5 protein-coding genes are annotated in these 5,299 nt (G+C 37.0%); all 5 read right to left on the bottom strand.

Translation table 11 applies throughout. The features are described 5' to 3' along the window. Positions 1-219 precede the first annotated feature (219 nt). The 5 genes from buk to ENL20_05140 all read right to left on the bottom strand — a co-directional run bounded on the left by buk (position 220) and on the right by ENL20_05140 (position 5,137). Entirely contained in the window at positions 220-1,296 is a 1,077-nt protein-coding gene (gene buk, locus ENL20_05160) for a butyrate kinase (protein ID HHE37945.1), read from the bottom strand. Positions 1,297-1,694: 398 nt separating this feature from the next. Beyond that, positions 1,695-2,510 carry a metal ABC transporter permease gene (locus tag ENL20_05155; GenBank protein HHE37944.1) on the bottom strand — a complete coding sequence of 272 codons (816 nt, stop codon included), beginning with the start codon at positions 2,508-2,510 and terminating at the stop codon, positions 1,695-1,697. Between the two features lie 136 nt (positions 2,511-2,646). Continuing rightward, complete coding sequence (gene tnpA, locus ENL20_05150; GenBank protein HHE37943.1) at positions 2,647-3,138, bottom strand: IS200/IS605 family transposase; 492 nt, start codon at positions 3,136-3,138, stop codon at positions 2,647-2,649. A 208-nt stretch (positions 3,139-3,346) separates the two neighbouring features. Beyond that, positions 3,347-4,078, bottom strand: coding sequence for an ABC transporter ATP-binding protein (locus tag ENL20_05145; protein ID HHE37942.1), 732 nt, complete (start codon positions 4,076-4,078; stop codon positions 3,347-3,349). 129 nt (positions 4,079-4,207) lie between these two features. After that, complete coding sequence (locus tag ENL20_05140; protein HHE37941.1) at positions 4,208-5,137, bottom strand: hypothetical protein; 930 nt, start codon at positions 5,135-5,137, stop codon at positions 4,208-4,210. Between the last annotated feature and the right edge of the window lie 162 nt (positions 5,138-5,299).

Here is a 5,299-nt window from a genome sequence, read left to right as displayed (position 1 = left end):
TTTGTAATAAAATGCGTTAGCATTTGGTTTTGAAAACTCTCTTTTCTTAAAAAACTGCATCGCAGTGATATTTATCATCATTTACAGGTTTAAATGTCGCTTCTACGAGATATATTGTCTTTGTCATTTGCCAAATGCTAACGCATTTTATTACAAAGATAGTACTGCTACGCAGTTTATAGATATTCAATTTTCATAAATCCAAGTGGGAAATGTTAATTATTTATATATCTTCTCTTCTTCCAGATCTTTCAGGACTCTGATCACTCCCTGACTGAGAGCTTCCATCTCATTTTCTCCGGGAAGTACATGCACAGGAGCTATAAATCCAGTCATTTTAGTGATCTCATCGACAATAAATTTGTCGTAGGCAAGTCCGCCGGTCAGGAAGATCGCATCGACTTTTCCTTCCAATACAGCAGCAAAAGCTCCCATTTCCTTTGCCGTCTGATAGCACATTGCTTTCAGGATAAGTTCAGCTTTTTTATCCCCGTTTTGAATTCTTTTTTCAATCTCGATTCCATTATCTGTTCCGAGATAGGCAAGCAATCCGCTTTCTTTAGCAAGTTTACTTAACAGTTCTTTCTTTGTATATTTTCCTGAAAATGCTAATTCAAGTAAATCTCCGATAGGCAAGGCTCCTGCTCTTTGCGGAGAAAATGGTCCCATTCCGAGAAGAGCATTATTGGTATCGATCACTTTTCCATTCCTGATGCAGGCAACAGTTATTCCACCTCCCATGTGTACGGCGATCATATTGGTGTTGTGAAAATCTTTATTCAGTTGTTTCGCTAATTTATGAGCAGTATATCTGATATTCAAAGCATGAAACAGCGATTTCCTCTCGATTTCAGGAATACCGGAAATACGAGCTATTTCAGGAAATTCATCAACAGTTACCGGATCCACGATATAAGCGGAAATATTCTGATCATCTGCAATTGATTTGGCAATAAATGCTCCCAGATTAGAAGCGTGGATCCTTCCCCATAAATTAGGATTTTGCAGGTCTTTCAGCATGATATCATTTACCTTGTAAGTACCGCCAACTACAGTTTTAACCAAACCACCTCTTCCGACAACAGCATCTAAGGTTGAGGGAGAAATATCATTTTGCTCCATTGCTTTGAGAACAAGATCTTTCCTGAACTCATACTGTTCGATAATTCCACCAAATCGAGCAATTTCTTCTGCCTGATGACGAAGAACTTGCGTGAATAAAGCTTTATCATCATCATAGACTGCGATCTTGGTGGAGGTCGAACCTGGATTTATCACCAGAACCCGGTATTTCATATTTAGACTCCTTCTAATTTCTTTTTGCTCTTTTTTTTTGAAACAAATATATAGTCAAATGTTTTTTAAATCCAAATTATAATAACCAAATTTCTGGGTATTAATCCAATCTCTTTCTGAAACTTGAAATATTTATGGAATTAGAGAAATTTTTTATTATTTTGAAGAAAAGATTGAAGATATGATAACATTTATCATGCGCTCATCTATTAAATTAATTTCATCGACTATTCTTCTATAATCTCGTTTTATTTTCTTACTCATAAGAAATCCCCCTGAAAATCTCCTTTCGTGAAATCTCGAAGAAGTTTAGTTTCGACATTTATATGTCAAGCAATCGAATTTAATCGTTCGTATAGATACTGACTTTCTTAATGTTCTGGGTGTGTTGGTGACAATCAGAAGTTTATTCTCTTCACATTCATTGCTATCAAGTACATTAAACCGGAAATGAGAATAATAGTGGCTCCGGAGGGCAGGTTCATCTCAAACGAAAGATAAATGCCAATAAAAGTGAAGATCAGTCCCAGTATAACCGCCATCAACATCATAGAAGCAGGAGTCTTCCAGTAAAGAAAAGAAATGGCAGCAGGTAAGGTCAGGAGAGCGATCACGAGGATGAGTCCCACGATCTGGATCAAAACAACAATGGTCAGTGCGATCAGGATCAAAAGCAGAATATAAAGGAAATCAACAGGTAATCCCCGCAGACGGGAGAATTCTTCGTCAAATGTGATCGCCAGGAATTGACGATAAAAGATAATAACTGTTCCGATGATAAAGACATTCAAGACGATCAAGATCCAGATATCTGTTTGGGAAACCAGTAGAATATTTCCGAAAAGATAGGTCAGCAGATCGACATTGTAACCGGGAGTCAGGTATATGAAAATTACGCCGAGAGCCATTCCAATCGCCCATAAAGCTCCGATAACCGTATCTTCCTGCTGTTTTGCTTTCAGTTTTACCAGTCCGATAATAACAGCAGCAAGAATCGCAAAAACAAATGCTCCGATGATCGGTTCGATGCCGAGATAATAAGCGATCCCGACTCCTCCCAGAATGGCATGAGCAATACCGCCGCTGATAAAAACTATCCTCTTTATGACTACGAATGTTCCCATGATCCCGCAGACAATACTGGATAGAATTCCTCCCAGTACTGCATTCTGCAGAAATGTGTGCTGGAATAATGCTGTGAAAAAATCTTGCATAACTTATCCTGATTTTCCTTTGATATTAAATTCTCTTGTCATGTTGAGCCTGTCAAAACATGGAGTCCTTTTTAACCTTGTCCTCTCACACTTCGATAAACTCACGATAACAGAAGCATTAGATGACAGGAAGTCATTAACCACCAGATTCATCTGGTGGGATTTTGCTGGAGGTTGCAACTTTAACCGTTTTAACGGTTTCCAAGTATTTACGACAAAACAATTCCCATTCTTCCCGGAAACTCATCCTTCTATGATGTTCATCTTGATTTTTTATATAGTGGATAACTTTATCCAATTGACTTTCAGATACAGAAAAAGCGGCATACCCTCGCGCCCATGAGAATTTCTGTTTAAACATCAAAGATTCATTGATAGTATGTGAAGAAATTCCCTTGATCAACTGCATCATTCTCTTAATAGTCAAATCAACAGGAAGATCTACTAAAATATGGATATGTTCAGGATTTATATGACCAATCTTGAAATATATATTGTTTTCAAGACAGATGTTTTTAATAATTTTTGTAACTTGAACACATTTCTTTTTATCTTGAAAGAAAGGAATTCTGTTTTTCGTTGACCAGATGATATGAAACCAGCAGATTTTTAGTGAGTGTTTGGGCATTCTGTTCTCCCTTTCTAAAACCGTTAAAACGGTTTTCCTTCTATATTACTTCATTTTAAAACCACCAACTGAAGATTGGTGGTTAATTACTAACTTTTGTCATCCCAACAATCTCTCCTTGTTGATTTTATGAAGGATATTGGCTTTAACATGTTCTACCAATATTCCTCGTAAGATGCCATTATAAGGACTTCTCGGAATGACAGGTTTACAACTTACACTCATGCTCCAGCGTCATGATCGAACCATTATAAACATCCATAATGGAACTTCCCTTGATCTCATCGATCCGGTGCGTACAGGAACAGACATTCAAACAGGTAACTTTATTCACATAAGAGGAAACAAATCCAATATCATGCGAAACCATCACTATCGTTTTAGTCTCATTAATAATTTTCAAAGTTTCATAAATATCTTTTTCGATCGTGATATCAACGCTGGCAGTTGGTTCATCGAGCAGCAGAATTTCAGGATCGGTCATCAAGGCTCTGGCGATCAAGGTGCGTTGTTTCTGTCCGCCGGAAAGTTCACCGAAATTCTTTTCTGCTAAATCTTTGATGCGCACTGATTCCAACATTTCCAGAGCTTTTTGCTTTGTCTGTTTTTTATATTTAGGAAAAACAGAATTTAACTTCAAATCACTCATCATCACAACTTCGATGACATTTACCGGGAAATTTTTATCAAATTCACCTGCTTGAGGAAGATAGCCGATCTTTTGACGGGCTGGAATTGGATTCATTCCGAGAATGGAAATAGTTCCTTTGTCAGGTTTCAATAGACCGAGTATTAATTTCAGGAGAGTCGTTTTACCACCGCCATTCGGTCCTAAAATTGCCATAAAATCTTTTTTCTCGATGATTAAGTCGATATTACTTAAAATAGGTTGCTTCCTATAAGAAAAGGAAACATCTTTGAATTCGACAGCATTGATCATTGTATTTTCAACCTTCGAGTTGTAAGGAAAGCGTCAAACAGTATTTGACGATTAACGACGACTCGAAACCGTTATAACGGTTAATTTTGTTTATGGTACATTGATTCCCACAACTGAAGTTGTTGGCTACTAATCCACATCATAAGCCAAACCTTCTGCGAGACTACGAGATATAACTCGTAAATTTTCCAGATAATTTTCCGCTAAGGGATCGATCTTGATCACCTTTCCTTTGATCGCTTCCGCCACAACTTCCGCTTCTCTGGAACTGAATTGTTGCTGGACAAAGATCACTTTTATGTTTTTGTAATTAGCAAAACTTAAAAGTGCAGATAATTCTTTTGGATTGGGAGTTTTTCCCTGTATTTCTATCGGAATTTGTGTAAGCCCGAATTCGTCGGCAAAATATCCCCAGGCAGGATGAAAAACCAGAAATTCTTTTTTTCCGATCTTACTGAAAATATCTTCGGTTTCATTATGGATTTTATCTAAGTCCTTTTGGAAGTTTTTTAAATTTTGATGATAGAAATCCTTGTTTCCCGGATCTGAGATTACCAGTTCATTGAAAATATTTTCTGCCTGGATTTTTACTAATAACGGACTTAACCAGATATGAGGATCTTTTTCAGGAATAATTTCGGTCGCTTTTTTATGTTCCATAATTTTTTTCTCAACTCCGATCCTGATCAATAGGTCTCTTGAGGAAACCATTTCTAAAAGCTCAATCCCCTTTCTGGTATCGATGATCTTCATTCCCTGATTTGTTTCCTGAATTTTCTGTAACCAGCTTTCTTCAAACGGAACTCCGATGCTGAAATATATTTTTGTTTGAGTTAACTCGACCATTTGTTGAGGAGTCGGTTCATAAGTTGCCGGATTGTGACCGGGTTGAACCATAACCTGAACATCGAAATTATCTTCGGCAATGCGCTCCACAAAATATTTCTGCGGGAGAATACTGACGAAAATTCTCTCTTTCTCTTTCTTCTCAACCGCTTTACTGCAAGCAGAAAAAACAAACAAAGTTATAATTAAAAAACCAATAAAAAAAAATTTCATATTCTCCTCTACCTTCTTTGACAGTCAGAACATAATCCTTCAATATGTAAAGAATGTTCATCAACTTGAGCATCTAACTGTTCCTGAACTGTTTTTTTGATAACCTCAAAATTGCAGTAATCCAAACACTGAACTTTACGGCAATTGCTGCAAACAAAATGA

The sequence above is a fragment of the Candidatus Cloacimonadota bacterium genome (assembly GCA_011372345.1).
In the GTDB taxonomy this organism is placed as follows: Bacteria; Cloacimonadota; Cloacimonadia; order Cloacimonadales; family TCS61; genus DRTC01.
Note: the sequence above shows the minus strand (reverse complement) of the source record. Positions and strands in the feature narration are given on the sequence as shown.